This window comes from Pseudomonas sp. GM80, assembly GCF_000282515.1.
In the GTDB taxonomy this organism is placed as follows: domain Bacteria; phylum Pseudomonadota; class Gammaproteobacteria; order Pseudomonadales; family Pseudomonadaceae; genus Aquipseudomonas.
Window position 1 is genome coordinate 150,325 of record NZ_AKJD01000042.1, and the last position, 16,567, is coordinate 166,891.

Annotated in this window: 15 protein-coding genes; 8 read left to right on the plus strand and 7 right to left on the minus strand. The window is 60.1% G+C overall.

The annotated features are described in order from the left end of the window. Positions 1-88 precede the first annotated feature (88 nt). Positions 89-466, plus strand: coding sequence for a hypothetical protein (locus PMI37_RS05315; RefSeq protein ID WP_008078864.1), 378 nt, complete (start codon positions 89-91; stop codon positions 464-466). An 11-nt stretch (positions 467-477) separates the two neighbouring features. Here the strand turns inward: PMI37_RS05315 and PMI37_RS05320 are convergent, their stop codons facing one another. Beyond that, positions 478-1,665, minus strand: coding sequence for an N-acetylmuramoyl-L-alanine amidase (locus PMI37_RS05320; RefSeq protein ID WP_008078866.1), 1,188 nt, complete (start codon positions 1,663-1,665; stop codon positions 478-480). An 84-nt stretch (positions 1,666-1,749) separates the two neighbouring features. Between PMI37_RS05320 and folE2 the strand changes: the two genes are divergently transcribed. From folE2 to PMI37_RS05350, 6 genes are read left to right on the plus strand one after another with little or no spacing between them, the layout of a single operon-like run. Beyond that, complete coding sequence (folE2, locus tag PMI37_RS05325; RefSeq protein ID WP_045122973.1) at positions 1,750-2,646, plus strand: GTP cyclohydrolase FolE2; 897 nt, start codon at positions 1,750-1,752, stop codon at positions 2,644-2,646. Continuing rightward, the gene (locus tag PMI37_RS05330) at positions 2,643-3,311 is read left to right on the plus strand and encodes a metal ABC transporter ATP-binding protein (protein WP_008078870.1); all 669 of its coding nucleotides are present in this window, start codon (positions 2,643-2,645) and stop codon (positions 3,309-3,311) included. Before folE2 ends, PMI37_RS05330 begins: the two co-directional genes overlap by 4 nt. Beyond that, positions 3,311-4,177: a metal ABC transporter permease gene (locus PMI37_RS05335; RefSeq protein WP_008078872.1), complete on the plus strand. Its 867-nt coding sequence runs from the start codon at positions 3,311-3,313 to the stop codon at positions 4,175-4,177. The genes PMI37_RS05330 and PMI37_RS05335 overlap by 1 nt, the downstream gene beginning before the upstream one ends. Before the next feature lie 11 nt (positions 4,178-4,188). Continuing rightward, entirely contained in the window at positions 4,189-5,064 is an 876-nt protein-coding gene (locus PMI37_RS05340) for a metal ABC transporter substrate-binding protein (RefSeq protein WP_008078873.1), read from the plus strand. After that, on the plus strand, positions 5,061-5,621 hold the full coding sequence (locus tag PMI37_RS05345) for a gamma carbonic anhydrase family protein (RefSeq protein ID WP_008078874.1): 561 nt from the start codon (positions 5,061-5,063) through the stop codon (positions 5,619-5,621). Before PMI37_RS05340 ends, PMI37_RS05345 begins: the two co-directional genes overlap by 4 nt. A gap of 4 nt (positions 5,622-5,625) precedes the next feature. After that, entirely contained in the window at positions 5,626-6,957 is a 1,332-nt protein-coding gene (locus PMI37_RS05350) for a dihydroorotase (RefSeq protein ID WP_008078875.1), read from the plus strand. 113 nt (positions 6,958-7,070) lie between these two features. Here the strand turns inward: PMI37_RS05350 and PMI37_RS05355 are convergent, their stop codons facing one another. Then, positions 7,071-7,589, minus strand: a complete 519-nt coding sequence (locus PMI37_RS05355; protein WP_008078876.1) for a DUF3617 domain-containing protein — start codon at positions 7,587-7,589, stop codon at positions 7,071-7,073. A 131-nt stretch (positions 7,590-7,720) separates the two neighbouring features. Here PMI37_RS05355 and cls point away from each other — a divergent pair, with 131 nt between their 5' ends. Continuing rightward, complete coding sequence (gene cls / locus PMI37_RS05360) at positions 7,721-9,160, plus strand: cardiolipin synthase (RefSeq protein ID WP_008078877.1); 1,440 nt, start codon at positions 7,721-7,723, stop codon at positions 9,158-9,160. A 31-nt stretch (positions 9,161-9,191) separates the two neighbouring features. On the opposite strand, the gene cfaB is transcribed toward cls, so the two are convergent. The 5 genes from cfaB to hflK (PMI37_RS05385) form a co-directional block, all read right to left on the minus strand. Continuing rightward, entirely contained in the window at positions 9,192-10,379 is a 1,188-nt protein-coding gene (cfaB, locus tag PMI37_RS05365) for a C17 cyclopropane fatty acid synthase CfaB (RefSeq protein ID WP_008078878.1), read from the minus strand. A gap of 224 nt (positions 10,380-10,603) precedes the next feature. After that, a complete protein-coding gene (locus PMI37_RS05370) occupies positions 10,604-12,514 on the minus strand; it encodes a heavy metal translocating P-type ATPase (protein WP_008078879.1) in 1,911 nt (636 codons plus the stop codon). Further along, positions 12,511-13,560 (minus strand): protease modulator HflK, encoded by a 1,050-nt coding sequence (gene hflK / locus PMI37_RS05375; protein WP_008078881.1) that lies wholly within the window; start codon positions 13,558-13,560, stop codon positions 12,511-12,513. Before hflK (PMI37_RS05375) ends, PMI37_RS05370 begins: the two co-directional genes overlap by 4 nt. Then, positions 13,557-14,597: a protease modulator HflC gene (gene hflC / locus PMI37_RS05380; protein ID WP_008078883.1), complete on the minus strand. Its 1,041-nt coding sequence runs from the start codon at positions 14,595-14,597 to the stop codon at positions 13,557-13,559. The genes hflK (PMI37_RS05375) and hflC overlap by 4 nt, the downstream gene beginning before the upstream one ends. Continuing rightward, entirely contained in the window at positions 14,594-16,555 is a 1,962-nt protein-coding gene (gene hflK, locus PMI37_RS05385) for a protease modulator HflK (RefSeq protein WP_008078885.1), read from the minus strand. Before hflK (PMI37_RS05385) ends, hflC begins: the two co-directional genes overlap by 4 nt. Positions 16,556-16,567 lie beyond the last annotated feature (12 nt).

Here is a 16,567-nt window from a genome sequence, read left to right on the forward strand (position 1 = left end):
AGTATAACAACATGAATTAACCAGCCCTGCTCTTGTCCTGAGCGATAAACAGCAGGAAGCTGAGCCCATCCCACACCCGGAATTGGTAATGAAAACTGTGCTGAAATGCTCGTTGTTGAGCCTTGGATTGCTGATTGCTGGCAATGCATCGGCGCAGTTGCCGACGCTGGCCAGCTGCACGCGTAGCGCTAACTTGCTGGCGTGCATCGATGCCGAGGGCAACGCGTACAGCGTCAACACTGTTGGCAATACGCTCTACCTGCGTGGATTTGAAAAGATTGGGCAGCGGTATTGGGCGCAAACCAACAGCCGCTTTGGCCAACTTACATTCTTCACCGGTGTCGCCTCTGACGGTGAAGCCTGGGTTGGCTACACCCGCCGAGTCGGCTGGACGACCATCAATCGCTTCTCCAGCTCGGGTGGCAGCCGCGCGAAATTTACCTGCAGTCGAATCGCCGGTTGCTAGACCTGCGCTTTTTACCGCTCCTGCTGCCAGGCGAGATAGCTGTCGATCGGTGGGTTTTTCTCAAAGTAACGCTGCAATCCCTCAAACAAACCATTCGCCACGGCCTGTTGATGCCGCGCCGTGACCAATCGCTGACTGTCGCGAACATTGGAAATGAAGCCGGTTTCTACCAGGATTGAAGGCACATCTGGTGACTTCAAAACGGCAAATCCGGCCTGTTCCACGCGCTTCTGATGCAGGGTGGTGATGCCGGCCAGACTGCCCAGCACGGTGTTTCCAAGCTGCAGACTGGCGGCGATAGTCGCGTTCATCGACATGTCGAGAATCACCCCAGCGAGCATCGGATCCTTATCTTTAAGATTGAGCAGACTGGTAGCACCGAGCAGATCCGCACCGTTCTCACGCTGCGCCATAAAGCGCGCCGTCGCCGATGTCGCGCCACCTTCAGACAGGCAATATACCGAGGCTCCAGACGCTGTCAGCCGTGGCGCCGCATCGGCATGCACCGAGATGAATATGTCGGCCTTGTGCTGACGGGCGATCTCCACGCGCTTACGCAAAGGCACGAAAAAGTCGTCATTGCGCACCAGTTTCACGTCGAAGCCTTTCTCTTTTTTCAGACGCTTGGCGAGTAGCTGAGCAATGGAAAGCACCACATCTTTTTCCCGCTCACCCTTGGCACCGACCGCGCCGGGATCCTTTCCTCCATGCCCTGGATCGACGACTACGATGATGTCGCGCTTGGGGTGAGCACCGATCTTGGGTGTTTCACGTGGAACCATTGCTGTTACTGGCGTGGTTTTCAAACTGAATAAATCCAGAACCAGGCGATGACTTTGGCCGTCTTGAGGCGCCAAAAGGAAGCTGTTCAGCAGCACTGGATGACTCAAATCAAGAACAATCCGCGTATCGCCCTGACCAAAAGGTCCGGATCGAATCGAGCGGATCACCGTGCCATTTAGTGCCAACTGACTGAAATCACCGCTCAGATTGGCACCAGACACATCAATGATCAGCCGCTCAGGAGTACTGAGGGTGAAAGTTTTGTAACGCACTGGCCCACTTAAATCGAAAACCAATCGCAGCTTTTCATCAGATCGCCAAAGCCGCGCGTTGCGAATTTTCGCGGCCGAAACACTGAACGGAAGGGCGAAGGCAGCGCTCGCCAGAATCAAATTGAGCAAATGGCGTCTGTGCATATGAAAACCTGTTCATGAAAAAGGCATCGTGGATTGCATTGTTATAATGTAACATCCAATTCATTCATCACGATGGCTCCGAACATGAATTCGCTGACACTTCCGGATATCGCCGCGCAGTCCGCTCGCCAAGCTTTGCCCCTCGAATGGGTGGGCATGCACGGCATCGCGTTACCTGTTTTATTGGAAGGCCAACGCTTAAGTGCGAAGGCTGATGCTGGGGTAAGCCTGGATGATGGCGAAGCGCGGGGCATTCATATGTCGCGGCTTTATCTGGCCTTGGAATCGCTCGAACAACAGAGCCTTTCCCCCGCTCTGCTGCACCTGGTACTCAAACGTTTTCTGGCTAGCCACGAAGGTTTATCCAACAGTGCCTACCTGAATATCCACACCGATCTACTGTTGAAAAGACCTGCGTTGATCAGTCCCTTGGCCGGTTGGAAATCCTATCCAGCGACCATTTCAGCCAGTCTGAAAAACAAGATGTTCCACGTGGAACTCAAAATTGAAGTGCCCTACTCTTCGACTTGCCCGTGTTCAGCAGCCTTGGCTCGACAGTTAATCCAGCAACAATTCGTCGACGACTTCGCCAATAAAGCCCTTCAGCACGCAGGCGTTCTAGCCTGGCTCGGCTCAACCCAAGGCATCGTCGCCACGCCTCACAGCCAACGCAGCACCGCACAACTGCATCTACACCTCGACGAGTTCATCGATGAATTACCGCTGAGCGTGATCATCAACGACGCCGAAGCCGCCCTAGGCACCGCCGTACAAACCGCCGTAAAACGCGCCGACGAGCAAGCCTTCGCCCTCGCCAACGGGCAGAACCTGATGTTCTGCGAAGACGCCGCCCGCCGATTGAATCTCGCCCTTCGCCGGACACCGGGCGTTAACCAGTTCCACCTCCGAGTGATCCACGCAGAGAGCCTTCACGCCCACGACGCCGTCGCCGAAAGCCACTGGCAGCGTGAACAAGCATGATCCGCTGCCAATCCCTGAGCTGGGGCGCTCCCGGTCAACCGCTGACCACGCTCCTGAATCTAGAACTGGAAAGCGGCAGCCTCACGGCCATCATCGGCGCAAACGGCTGCGGCAAAAGCAGCCTCTTGAAAGTCATCGCCGGGCTGCAAAAACCCTTGGCAGGCAAAGTCAGCCTGAGTGTTCCACGTCAAAGCGGCTTGTCTTTCCTGCCCCAACAACAGCACCTCGACCGCCAATTCCCCATCAGCCTCGAGGAACTGATCGCCGCCGGTTTCTGGGGACGCCGACTATCAACCCGACTGCGCGCACAACGCCTGAAAGACGCACTGGAAAACTGGCACCTGAGCGGACTCGAACACCGCCCACTAATGGCCCTCTCCGGCGGCGAATTACAGCGCGCCCTGCTCGCCCGATTGAGCCTGACCGACGCCCCGGTTCTGCTCCTCGACGAACCTCACGCCGCCCTCGATGAACTCGGCCAACAATTGCTCTGGCAACACATCCACGCCTGGCATAACCAAGGTCGAACCATCGTCGTGGTCTGCCATGACCTCGCCGCCGTGCGCCAACACATTCCGCACACCTTGCTGATCAAAAACCGCGAATGCGTATTCGGCGCCAGCGTCGAACTGATCCAGCAAACCCCTAACACGCAGGTGGCCTGATGCACGCCGTCGCCCACTTATGGCAACCATTCAACGAGTTCGTGTTCATGCGCCGCGCCCTGATCGGCGGCCTGGTATTGGCGTGCAGTACGGCGCCACTCGGTGTGTTTTTGATCCTGCGACGCATGAGTCTGATCGGTGACGCCGTCGCCCACGGCATCCTCCCCGGCGCCGCACTGGGATTCTGGTTCGCCGGCCTGAGCCTGCCCGCGCTCACACTCGGAGGTCTGGGCGCCGGTCTGAGCATGGCCGGACTCGCCGCATGGATCACGCGCCGCACCGGTCTGCGCGAAGACGCCAGCCTCGCCGCGATCTATCCGATCTCTCTCGCCAGCGGCGTGCTGATTCTCGGCATCGCCGGCAAACGCCTCGACCTGCTTCACCTGCTGTTCGGCTCGGCATTGGCCGTCGACGGCCCGACCCTCACCGGCATGTTGTGGGTCTCGGGATTCAGCCTGATCGCCATGGCGCTGATCTACAAACCGCTACTGCTCGACACACTCGACCCACTGTTCCTGAGAACCGTCAGCCGCCTCGGCCCACTCGCCCACGGCGTGTTCCTGACGCTGGTGGTGCTCAATCTGGTGATCGGTTTCCAGGCCATTGGCGCGCTGATGGTGGTCGGACTGATGATGCTCCCCGCCGCTGCTTCGCGATTCTGGAGCCGCCGCTTACCGATCCTGATAGCCGTCTCCGCCGTCATCGGAAGCCTCTCGGTGTGGTTCGGTTTGCTCCTGTCGTTTTACTACTCGCTGCCGAGCGGCCCGGCCATCGTGCTGGTCGCAGGCGTCGGTTATCTGCTGTCGGTGGTGTTCGGGCCGGTTCACGGTTTGTTGCGCCGCCCGCCTTTGCTCACATCCCAATGAGGTGTTTCCCGATGCGCGTTCTACTCGTGTTGTTCAGCCTGATGCTGTCGATGTCATTGTCGGCGGCGGAAAAATTACCGGTGGTCACCAGCTTCAGCATCCTCGCCGACATGGTCCATCAGGTCGGCGGTGAGCATATCCAGATCACCAACATGGTCGGCCCGGACGCCGACGCGCACACCTACGAGCCGACACCGGACGATGCCAAAGCGTTGCTCGGCGCCAAACTGATCATCAAGAACGGGCTCGGTTTCGAGCCGTGGCTGGATCGACTGGTCACCAGCACCGAAACCAAAGCCACGCTCATCAGTGCCAGTCATGGCGTAATTCCGCGCTCGCTGGATGAGGACGGCGAAACCGTTCCCGACCCGCACGCTTGGCACAATCTGGCGAACGCCGAGTTGTACATCGCCAACATCACCAAGGCGCTGACCGCTGCCGACCCGGCGAACAAAGCCGACTACGAACGCAACAGCAAAGCCTATCTGAAGCAGATCTACGCCCTGCTCGCCGAAGCCAAAAGCAAACTCGGTTCACTGCCACCAGGCAATCGCAAGATCGTCACCAGCCACGATGCTTTCGGTTATCTCGGTCAGGCCTACGGCATCGACTTTATGGCGCCGCAGGGTTTGTCGACGGAGCGTGAACCCTCGGCCGCCGAAGTCGCCGCGCTGATCACCCAGATCCGTCAGGCCAAGGTCAAAGCGGTGTTCATGGAAAACATCAAGGATGCACGCCTGCTCAAGCAGATCGCTGACGAAAGCGGCGCGCACATCGGCGGTACGCTGTACTCCGACGCACTCGCCGCCAGCGGCCCGGCCAGCACCTTCACCGGTCTGTTCGAATACAACCTCAACACCCTTTACGACGCGCTGAGCCGACCATGATCCGCAAGAATCCTTCAGGTGATTTGCCACAAATTGCCGAGTCGGCTTACGTCGATAAAACCGCAATCATCTGCGGCAAAGTGGTGATCGGTGAGAACGTCTTCGTCGGCCCCTACGCGGTGATCCGCGCCGACGAAGTGGACGCCTCGGGCGAGATGGAGCCGATCACCATCGGCGCCAATTCGAACATTCAGGACGGCGTAGTGATCCACTCGAAATCCGGCGCGGCGGTGACCATCGGCGAGTTCAGTTCCATCGCTCACCGCTCGATCGTGCATGGCCCGTGCGTGGTCGGCGACCGCGTGTTCATCGGTTTCAACAGCGTGTTGTTCAACTGCATGGTCGGCAACGGTTGCGTGGTGCGGCACAACTCGGTGGTCGATGGTCGTGATTTGCCCGATGCGTTTTACGTGCCCTCCACTACTCGCATCGGTCCGAATACCGACCTTTCGTTGTTCCCGCCGGTGAGCGTCAGCGCCTCGGAATTTTCCGAAGACGTGGCGCGCACCAACGTCGATCTGGTGCGCGGCTACAAAGCCTTGCAGAACGAGTTCTGAAACCATGAGCAGCGTGCTGATTCGCAACGCCAGAATGGTTAACGAGGGACGCGAGTTCGATGGTGATCTGTTGGTCAGCAACGGGCGCATCGTCAAGATCGCGCGCAACATCCAAGGTGAAAACGCCATGATAGAAATCGACGCCAACGGCCAATGGTTACTGCCGGGGATGATCGATGACCAGGTGCATTTCCGTGAACCGGGCGCGCCGGCCAAGGGCAGCATTCACACCGAGTCGCGTGCGGCCGTGGCCGGTGGCATCACCAGTTTCATGGACATGCCCAACACCAACCCGGCCACCCTCACCCTCGAAGCCCTGGCGGATAAAAAGCGTCGGGCGGCGATCAATTCGGTGGCCAATTACGGCTTTCACTTTGGCGTGAGTCGGGACAACCTCGATACAGTGGCCGCGCTCAATCCTTGTGAAGTGGCCGGGGTAAAAGTGTTCATGGGCGCGTCGACCGGCAACATGCTGGTGGATGATCCGCAAATCCTTGAGCGACTGTTTGCCGAGGTGCCGACCATTCTCTTGGCGCACTGTGAACACACGCCGAGCATTGATGCCAACGCAGCCAACCTGCGTGAGGTGTACGGCGAACGAATCCCGCCCGCTGCTCACCCGCTCATCCGCAACGCCGAGGCGTGTTATCGATCCTCTTCACTGGCGGTTGAGTTGGCCAAACGTCACGGTACAAGGCTGCACGTTCTGCACCTGACCACGGCGCGCGAACTGGCGTTGTTCGAGGACAAACCACTGGCGCAGAAACGCATCACAGCTGAAGTCTGTCTGCATCATTTGTTGTTCGATGATCGCGACTACCCAAGCCTCGGTAACCTGATCAAATGCAACCCGGCGATCAAGACTCAGAACGATCGCGATGCCTTGCTTGAGGCTTTGAACAGCAATCGACTGGACGTTATTGGCAGCGATCATGCGCCGCACACCTGGGAAGAAAAGCAGCGGCCTTACGCGCAGGCGCCGGCCGGATTGCCGCTGGTGCAACACGCATTGCCCGCGTTAATGGAACTGGTGGCGGATGGAGTTTTGCCGATCACGACCTTGGTGGCGAAGACCAGCCATCGCGTCGCGGACCTGTTTGCGATTCCGGATCGTGGCTATTTGCGGGAGGGATATTGGGCGGATCTGGTCTTGGTTGAAGCGCAGACGCTGGAGGTGGATCGGCAACCGATTCTGTCGCAGTGCGGCTGGACGCCGTTCGCCGGGCGCAGCTTTCGGCATCGGGTGAGCACAACAATTGTCTCAGGGCAGATTGCCTGCCGGGAGGGTCGGGTGAACGAGGGATGTCGCGGGTTGGCGCTACGATTTATGCGCTGATTCAAAAACCCTGTAGGAGCTGACGAGTGCAACGAGGCTACGATCTTTTGATCTTGTTTTTGACAATCAAGATCAAAAGATCGCAGCGTGCCGCAGCTTCTACAGGGATCGCATTAAGCTCTTGGTTTTACAGCGCCGCAATCCTGGCCGAGCCAGACTGCGCGCGTCTCAAGGCTGCCCTTCTGGTTGATCCCGATCGCATTGAACGTGCCGTTGGCCACCGTGGTGAACTCGCGATCACTGAGGAACGTTGCCACGCCGGTACCCTGCGCTTTCGGGCAGCTGAAGCGGAATTTCCATTGGTTGCCGGTGCGATCAGTAATCTGTTGCTTGCAGCCCGATTGCGGGTCGGCCAATGGAATATCGTTGGTCGCCACTTGCTCTGGCGTCAGGCAGGCACGGATACCTTTGCCGCCGATATTGATGCCGTTTTTCTCCAGCGCCGCGCGCTGTTGCGGGGTCATCTGCCCTTGCAGTTGACCGAGGATCGATTGCACATCCATCGGCTGGTCATCGACCTTGACGTTGCTCGATGTCATTTCCCACAGCCCCGGCTGCAGCATCTGCGCCTGCGCAACCAGCGGCAATGCCAAACCCAGGCCCAGCGCCAAACCCAGCAGACGAACGTTCATCGAAAAACTCCTGATCAGTAGTGGCCGTTAGACGTCGGCCGGTTGCTTCGGTTCATGCGCCAATTAAATAGCGACATTCACGACAGAACATGGTCTGTTAAGCATTGAATCTTCCGGAGCAAGGCTGCCCCATGGATTATTTTGGACCGCACATTTTCGGTTATCTGATCGCCCTGATACACACCCTCGGCTTGATCGCCGCCGTTCATGCGGTGCTCACCGTGCGCACGGCTCAAGGCTCGATCGCCTGGGCATTGTCGCTGATCTTCATTCCCTACCTCACGCTAATTCCGTACCTGGTGTTCGGTCGCAGCACCTTTGATGGCTACATCAAGGCGCGGCGCCAGGCCAACGAACAAATGCGTCAGGCGATCTCCGAACTGAACTGGCGCCCATGGGTGGAAGAAGCCCTCACCGCGCGCGCCTCCAGTGCCTACGCCTCGTTACGCGCAATGCCCAAACTGGGGCGTATGCCGTGCCTGGCCAACAACGAAGTGCAGTTGTTGGTGAACGGCACCGCCACGTTCGATGCGATTTTTCAGGCGATCGATCAGGCGAAAGAAGCCGTGCTGATCCAGTTTTTCATCATCCACGACGATCGACTTGGCCAACGCCTGCGCGATTTACTGCTGAAGAAAGCCGCCGCAGGCGTCTCGATTCACTTGCTCTACGACGGCATCGGCAGCCACGCCCTGCCCCACAGTTATGTACAGACACTGCGCGACGGCGGCGTCGAGGTGAAAGCCTTCGCCACCCGCAGCGGTTGGCTCAACCGCTTCCAGGTCAACTTCCGTAATCACCGCAAAATCGTCGTGGTCGATGGCGTGGTGGGATTTGTCGGCGGGCATAACGTCGGCGACGAATACTTGGGCGAGAAGCCACCGCTGGCACCGTGGCGCGATACCCACGTCAAAGTCCGTGGCCCGGTGGTGGCGTGCATGCAGGAATCCTTTGCCGAAGACTGGTTCTGGGCCGCACGCACCCTGCCGCCGCTGATCCTGCCTGATGAATACCCTGACGATGGCGTGCTCTGCCAACTGCTTGCCAGCGGCCCGGCAGACGCCTACGAAACCTGCTCGCTGTTCTTCGTCGAGGCGATCCATGCGGCGACCGAACGGGTGTGGATCACCAGCCCGTATTTCATCCCCGATGAAGCGGTGTTCGCCGCGCTGAGACTGGCGGTACTGCGCGGCGTCGATGTGCGTTTGTTGCTGCCATCGCGCCCCGATCACCGCATCGTCTATGCCGCCTCCAGCCTTTATGCCTTTGAAGCGGTGCGCGCAGGCGTGCGCGTGTTCCGCTATGAGCCCGGGTTCCTGCATCAGAAAGTGGTGTTGATCGACAGCGAAATCAGCGCCATTGGCAGCGCCAATCTGGACAACCGCTCGTTCCGCCTGAACTTCGAAGTTATGCTGCTGACGGTCGACAGCGACTTCGCTGCCAGCGTGGAACAGATGCTCAATCAGGATTTCGAGCAGTCCTACGAAATCGCCAAAGAAGAAAGCCGGGAGATCCACCGCCTGCAACAACTTGGCATGCGGATCGCCCGGCTGATTTCACCGATTCTCTGAATCCCCTCTCCCGCACGGAGAGGGAAGCCGCTTATGGGTTATAGATGTCGTCCCGCGTCCATGGCAGTTCATGGCTGCCATCCGCGTGCGCCTTCACCGCGAGGATCTGGTGCAGATTGATCCAGCCGCGCGCAAACGCGTAGGCGCAGCCAGCCAGATACAAACGCCAGATGCGCAGGGCCTGATCCGGCACCAGTTTGCCAGCAGCTTCGAGGTTGTCCTCCAGCCGTTCGCTCCAGTGATCCAGCGTGCGCGCGTAGTGCAGGCGCAGGCTTTCGACGTCGACAATCTCCAATCCTGCTTCGCTGATCTCGGCCGAGATCATCGCCAGGTGTGGCAACTCACCGTTGGGGAACACGTACTTCTCGATGAAATCCCCGGCACCGCGACCCACCGGACGGCCATCGGTGTGCTTGGCGGTGATGCCGTGGTTCATCACCAGACCGCCCTCCTTCACCGCGCCGAACAGGGTTTTGCAGTACTCGGCCAGATTGGCGTGGCCGACGTGCTCGAACATGCCGACGCTGACCACTTTGTCGAAACGCCCGTCCTGGGGCAGATCGCGATAGTCGAGCAGTTGCAGTTCGATCTGGTCTTCCAGGCCTTCGATTTTGACTCGCTCGCGCGCCAGTTCCAGTTGTTCTTTGCTCAGCGTGATGCCGAAGACTTTCGCGCCGAATTCGCGTGCGGCAAAACGTGCCAGACCACCCCAACCGCAACCGACATCCAGCAGGTATTCGCCCGGCTGCAAACGCAGCTTGCGGCATAAATGGCGGAATTTGGCTTGCTGCGCCTGCTCGAGAGTTTCGCTGCCCGTTTCGAAATACGCGCAGGAATACGCCATGTCGCTGTCCAGCCAGAGCTGGTAAAACGCGTTGGACAGGTCGTAATGGTAGGAGATGGCTTTGGCGTCGGTTTCCTTGTCGTGCAAGGTGCGCACAGGATGACTGTCGTCATCGTCGCCGAGCAACGCATTACTCAATTCGTCGCAGACCCGGATGACTTCGCTGATCGAGCCCTCCAGTTCCAGCTTGCCCTCGACGAATGCCGCTCCGAGTGCATCAAGGCTTGGGTGGGTGAACTGGGTGACCATCTGCGGGTCCTTGACCACGATGGTGACGCTGGGCGCCGGCCCCAGATTGAACTCATGGCCGTCCCAGAGTCGCAGGCGAAGCGGTAGCTGCAGATTCTGTAAGGCCGGTGGAAGTTGCGCGAGCATGGAAAATCCCCCTTGTTTCAGACCGTCAGATCTGAGGGTAGACCATCCTGAAAAAATAGCAGGCTATCGATTTAATTAGCCAAAACTATCGTTGCAGACGCTCCAGCAGGCCTTCCAGAACCGACTGTTTCAACCCGCTAACAGCTTGCAGCGGCGCGCCCTCACCCTAAATGACTGCTAACGCGGCGCACAGTTCAGCCAATGCAGCGTGGGGGTCGAAGAGTTCAAACGATTTCCTCCTTGAGCTTGAGCAGCGGTTCCTGAAAACGCAACAATCGCCCCGCGTTGCCGAGTACCAGCAACGTACTGAGGTTATGCAACAACGCGGCGATCATCGCCCCGGCAGCACCGAGCCAGCCAAATGCCGCAAACACGACGATCACCAGCGTCCAGCCCAGACCGATGATGACGTTGACCTGCAGCGTCCTCCGGCATTGGCGGCTGAGGCGTACGCAGGTGCCGAGGCGGCGCAGGTCGCTGCCGATCAGCACAATGTCCGCCGAGGCCAGTGCGATGTCCGCCCCGCCCGCGCCCATTGCCACGCCGACTACGCCAGCCTTCAACGCCAGCGAGTCATTGATGCCGTCACCGACCACCATCGGCCGGAAGCCGTCGTCGATTTCCTTGAGCACCCGATTGAGTTTGTCTTCCGGCAAGGCTTGCGCTTCGACCTCGTGCAAACCGACGTCCCGCGCCAGCGACTGAGCCACGCTGTGCCGATCGCCCGTCAGCAACAGTTGTCGACCGAGCCCCAGTTCACGCAACTCAGCAAGGGCAAAGCGGGCTTCCGGTTTGACGCTATCGGCCAGCAGCAGCCAAGCGAGGAATTCACCGTTCAGGGCCAGCCCGGCAATCGGCCCGTCGTGTTCGGGCACCGTCGTGGTGGTGACGCCCAGTTGCGCGAACAGCTCCGGTCGCCCGAGCGCCGCTTCGCCCTGCCCGGTCATGGCAACGACACCGAGGCCCTGGCGCTCGTGAATGTCGGATAAAGGCACAGAGTGTTCCGGGCTGACCAACCCGGCCAATGCGCGACTGACCGGGTGACTGCTCGCCGCACCGAGACTGGCAGCCAGTGCGGTAATCGCGGAGGTGTCTGTGTGGGAACTGTCGATCGACTGCAAGCGCAACGTGCCATAAGTCAGCGTACCGGTCTTGTCGACGACCAGCGAGGTCAGGTCGGCCAGTTCTTCAAGGAACGCCGAACTGCGGATCAGAATCCCGTGCCGCGCCGCCACGGCTACACCGGCAATCGCCGTCGCCGGTGCAGACAACACCAACGCACACGGACATGCCGCCACCAACACCGCGAGCATCGCCTGCGCATCGTTGGTAACGAACCAGGTCACCGCCGCCAGCAGCAACACCAGCACCATGTAGCTGCCGGCGTAACGTTCGAGCAACCGGGTGATCGGGGGTTTCGAGCGCTCGGCGTTTTGCATCAGTGCGATGACTTTGCCCAGGGTCGACTCATCGCCGGTGCGGGTAACTTCAATACGCAGCAGTCCATCAAGGTTGATCGCACCGCCGAACACCGTCATGCCGACGCCCGCCTCCACTGGCACTGACTCACCGGTAATCGAAGCGGTGTCGAGGCTGGCCTGACCCGACAACACCCGGCCGTCCGCCGGTACTCGGTCACCCGCACGCACCTCGACGCAATCGCCGGACTTCAGTGTGCCGTTGTCCACTTCGATGATCGAACCATCAGCCTGAACCTTGCGTGCGTGGCTGCGGGTCAGTTGGCCGAGCGCATGAATCGCTTCCTGCGAACCGATGACGCTACGCTCCTCCAGCACATGGCCGAAGATCATGATGATCGGCAGCAACGCCGCCGTGAGCAGATCGCCCGTCGCCCACGCGCCGAGCATGGCCAAGGCAATCAGTTGATCGGTGATGCCGTGCAGACTCGGATATCGCAGGCTGTACCACGCCGAGCGCATTACCGGCACGGCGACTAATAAAGAAGCAAAACCCAGCAGCAATTGGCTGACACCGGTTTGCTCCGGCACCAGCCAACGCCAGATCAAACCCAGTCCAAGCAGTCCCAACGCGAGCATGGCGAGGGTCAGTTGCCGGGCGGCGCGGCGTTGTTCGGCCGAGGACAACAGGCTCGGTGCGGCGGTCGTCGCAGTCATTTACTGGCTCCCTGAATGATCAGGCGGGAATCGTCTTTCGGATCGACCGTGGTCACCGATCCGGCCTGGCCGAGAATCTTCGGCATGCGTTCACGGTACAGGCGCAAGAGCATTTGCGGGTCGGTGCTGCTGGCCAGACTCGACACCGTGGCGGTGTCGGCCGAGGCTTTGGCCAGGCGTTCACCCGCCTGTGCGTGAGCCACTTGTAGCGTGCGGTCGGCTTGTTCGTTGGCGGTCTGGGTGAGTTTCTCGGCGTCGGTGCGCGCGTTGGCCACGGCTTTATCGGCTTGCTGACTGGCGGTCAGCACGGCGTTGAACGCACTTACGGCAGGGTCAGGCAGACTCGATTGCACATCGACCCGCGCCACTTCGATGCCGATGCCCTGCCCGCTCGCCTTCAACTCGGCGAGGCGTTTGTTGATGCCTTGCACCAGATCACCGCGCAGCCGCTCACGGCGTTCGGCCGCTTGATTGTCGGCGCCGATCAATTCCGGGCGAGCGACCAGAATGGTGTCGAGATCCCTCGCGGCAGTCAGCGCCACGGCGCTGCGGGTGACCAATCGATCCAGCGCCGGCAGCACATGATCAGCCTGCAAGACGAAGTCGTAGGGGTCGGTAACTTTGTAAAACACCCGCACATCCAGTTGCACCACGCCAGCATCACCGGTCAATAAATAACCAGACCCAGCCAGCGCATCGCTCAGCGGTGTGGCGAACGAAGCGACACGATCAGCCTTCAGCGCCTCATCGCTGCGCAACAGGTTTTCCACTCGGCGTTCGATGACCCGATCCGCTGCAGGCAGCAAAACCACCTGTTCGAACGGCTGAGGCCAGGCCAACAACAGACCTGCGTTCTGTACGCGATCCAGTGCGCCAAAATGCAAAACCACCGCGCGATTCTGCGGATCGATCTGCCGCACATTGGAAAATGCCCACGCCAATGCGGCCAACACGGTTACCGCGTACAGGGCGAAAAATGCCAAACGCCCGGCCTGAATCCACGGACTGTTCAGCGAATGTGTTCCACGTGGAACTTCTTCACTCATGGCTGCGATCCGAATTTGCTGTCGAGTGTCGGCGGGCCATCGACCAGCACGCGGAATGGCGCGGCGTCGGTGCGCAGAATCAGTTTGGTATCCGGCGTGACAATGCTGCCGAGGGTATCCAGCGAACGCAGCAAGTTGTACAGCTGCGGCGAACTGGCGTAGGCACGACCGTAAATCTGCGCGGCTTCAACGCGAGATTGCGCTTCGATTTCTGCGGCTTTCACGGTGGCGTCAGCTTGCACAATTCGCGCATCGCGTTCGGCAGCGGAACGGATTTGCGCCGCTTCGCGTTTGCCGATCGCCGTACGTTCGGTGGCAATGGTTTCACGCTCGGCGCGCATGCGATCGACCGTGGCAGTCAGCGTCACCGACGGCAAGGTCAAACGCTCGATGCCGACTTGCACGACACGCACCCCATAAGTAGCGAGCAATTGCTGATCAATCTGCTGCCGTAACTGCGCTTCGAATTCAGCGATATGCACTTGGCTGGCATCGGTGTTGACCAGATTCGCCAGGTCGAAACTGCTCGCGGTGGTTTCCAGCGCCGACCCAACGAAGGTACGAATCTGCCGCGCCGCTTCGTCCGGCTGGTTCTGCACTGCGCGCATGAAGCGCTGCACATTGTCCGGGTCGCCCTGCACCTGCCACGCTACGTAGGCTTGCACAATGATGCGCAAACCATCCCGGGTGCCGACATCCTGCAAGCCGCTGGAAGTAGTGCGCAGACGCAGATCCACCGGGATCGCCGCCTCGAACGGTGCCGGCCAACGCCAACTCAAACCCGGATCAAGCAATACCCGCGACGGATTACCGAATCGCGTGATGACCGTGGCTTCACCGGAGCGGACTTGCACCAGGCTCGCTGCGGCAATGGCGAACGCCACCAGCAAGACTGCCCAGCCCATGCGCCGCCACGGGAAAGGCCCCGCCTCTTCCGGCGCACCGTGGTGATGGTGCCCATGATGATGGTGATGTCCATCGTGGCCGTGATCGTGGCTGCTGTGATCATGCGGTTCGTGCGTGTGCGAATGGCTCAATGGGCGACTCCTGGTTGAGCGTTGGTACGCGCGGGCGTCGGGTCAGCCGGCGGCGTGAAGGTACGCAGGTCGATGGTCGGCGCATTGCTGCTGCCGCCGAGACGATGATCGAGTACCAGCAATTGGGCTTTGCTCAGGCCTTGGCTGAGCTGCGCGAGATATTGCTCCAGCACAAAGGCCTGGCCGGCGCTGGCGTAGGCTTTTTGTTCGGCGCTGAATTTCAGATCCGCCGCCTGCGCCGTGGCACTGGTTTCGCGGGCGTTGGCGCTGGCCTGATCGCGAGCGAGGCTGGCCTGCAATTGCGCCTGATTACTTGCTTCGGCCGCTGCGCCACGCTCGCGGGAGATCAACGCCTGGGCGCCGATCTGCGCCGCTTGCACCGCGTGATAAGCATTGGCGGCACCGGCCGGCGGGTGAATGGCTTCAACCACCGTGGCGAGAATTTCCACGCCGCTGTTGAGATGTTGCAGATCACTTTGCACCGCGCGACCGATCTCTTCGCCCAGCCCTACCCGGTCTTCGCCGAGCAAACCGTCGAGCGTGCGCGAGGCAAAGTCGTGCACCAGAATCCGGCTGGCGGTGCTGCGAATCAGCGTTGGCACATCTGCGCTGTTGTAAGTCGCGGCCAGCGCTGCCTGATCAGTCAGGCCGATGCGATAGACGAAGCGCACGTCCATGTTGACGATCTGAAAGCTCTGCTGATCGCCACGGCTGCTGGCGATCACTTGCGACTTGTCGTTGACGTGACTGGCGTCCCACAAACGGTTGGCCGTCATCGGTGCCGGGCCTTCAGCGGGATCGGCTTGCAGTGGCGCCGGGTTTTCGCCGACGCTGGTTGCCAACTCATGCACCACGCCGTTTTCGACGATCAACACGCGGCCCAGCGGCCACGGCAAACCGGTGTGCAATCCGGGGCCGAACACCTGCACCGGTTTGCCGAAGCGTTCATAAATGCCGCGACCCTGCAGCGGGATTTCATGAATGCCAGTAAGCAACCAACCCACCGCTGCGACCAGTGCCAGCACCGGCAGAAACGCTCGGCGCATGTAACTGAATGCCCAGATTTGACGCAAATCGATGCCAAAGCGGTTGTGCAATTCATGCTGCAACGCGAGCAACGGCTGCGGCGGCCAACGCAGCATGTCAGCGACAAAACTGCGCGCCAGTAGCGTCGGTTCGAGCTGTTCGCGGCGTGGGCTGAAGACCGAGAGAACCGCGCGCAATAGCAGCTCGATCGCGACCAATCCCGGCAAGATGCCGATGAGTACTGCCACGCGAACCGGCCAAACCGTGTTCTCGCCAGCGAACAATAAACACAGCGCGCCGAGCACCAGACTGATGATCGCCACGCGCGCCAATTGGGCCAGTGCTCCTGCTTCCGGCCATTGCGCTGGATGTTCCTGAGCGAGTTGTCGCTCCAGCACCAGCAAACCAAACGCCAGCAGCAACGCCAACGCCGCACCGACGGAGGCGGACAACCCAACAGCAGCGGCGGGCAACGCCAAGTTCCACACCTGTTCGATGCTCAGCGCCACCAGCAACGCCCAACCGCCCAACCACAGCGTCGCTGCACCGATCTGGCCAAGCACATGCAAACCGCGCTGACTGAGTCGATCCAGCAGGCGTTCGTACCAACCTTCTGGCGCAATCGCTTGATCATCGGCAGTCGGCGTCAGCACAACAGGATTGATCACCCGCGCGCGCCATTGCGTCACCCACCACGCCGATTGCAGCCCTGCGACCAACACCAGCAACGCTGCGCTCTGATTGACCAGCAGCGGCAGCCACAATGATTGCGGCGCAAACAGCCCGACGAAAAACGCCGACACCCAGCCCGCCCCGGCCAATCCGCCAAGGCCCAACGCCCAACGCCGCAGTCGCCTGCCCTGCGTGGCCGCCTGCTGAAAACGCGGCAGTCCGGTCACTTGCGTGCCATCCACCTCCAGATCAACTTGCATATCACCCCAAAA